The sequence below is a fragment of the Arthrobacter sp. H14 genome, from assembly GCF_000520495.1.
Lineage (GTDB): Bacteria > Actinomycetota > Actinomycetes > Actinomycetales > Micrococcaceae > Arthrobacter_C.
In genome coordinates this window covers 1,639-2,405 of record NZ_KI914688.1, presented here as the reverse complement: position 1 = coordinate 2,405, position 767 = coordinate 1,639, and the positions used below count along the sequence as shown (strand labels likewise).

Annotated in this window: 1 protein-coding gene; it reads left to right on the top strand. The window is 66.9% G+C overall.

From position 1 onward, the window contains the following. On the top strand, positions 1-692 hold a 692-nt coding region (locus Y707_RS27570; RefSeq protein ID WP_035782682.1), incomplete at its 5' end, for a DUF3560 domain-containing protein. Positions 693-767: the final 75 nt, after the last annotated feature.

Genomic DNA, 767 nt, shown 5'->3' with positions numbered 1-767 from the left:
AGGCCCGAGCCGACGCGCTGGCAGTGAAAGCGGCCCGTAAGGAGGCCGACGCCGAGACCGCTAACCAGCGTATACGTTCCACCCTGGATGCCCTGCCCCCTGGTGGTGAGCCGGTGAAGATCGGCCACCACTGCGAGGGACGCCACCGCCGGGCCATCGCCCGGGCAGAGACCGCCATGGGTGCAAGCGTTGCCGCCGACCAGCAAGCCCGGGACGTCGCGGCACGCGCCACGACCGCTGCCCAGACGCTCGCCACCCGGCACGGCCCGCTTGCTGTCGCGTCGAAGATCGAGCGCATCAAGGATGATCTACGCGCTCTGGAGCGCAAGATCAACGGGAGTTCGCACAACTTCGGCGGCGGATACATCGAAACGAGACCACCGGCCACCGGGGGCCACCTCGCACGCCTGGAAACCCTGTACGCCGAGGCCGCGGACCAGCTCACCTACTGGCAGAACATTCGGGCCGAGCAGCTGGCCACCGGCCAGGCCACGGATTACAGCCCCGAGACCGTCACCAAGGGCGGACACGTCAGGGTCGGCCACAGTTGGTATGAAGTGGCCCGGGTCAATAAGAAGACCGTTTCCCTCATCGTTGACCGTTTCTCTTCCGGGAAAGCCCACACGCTGACCTACCCCTACGCGAAGATCAGCTACTACCGCGCCCCGACCGAAACGACCGAAACCAAGTAACAACGCAGGGGCAGAGGTGGCCCGATAACGGCTCGCCCCTGCCTTTGTGGGTCACGCGGGCGGGCCTCCGCCGCC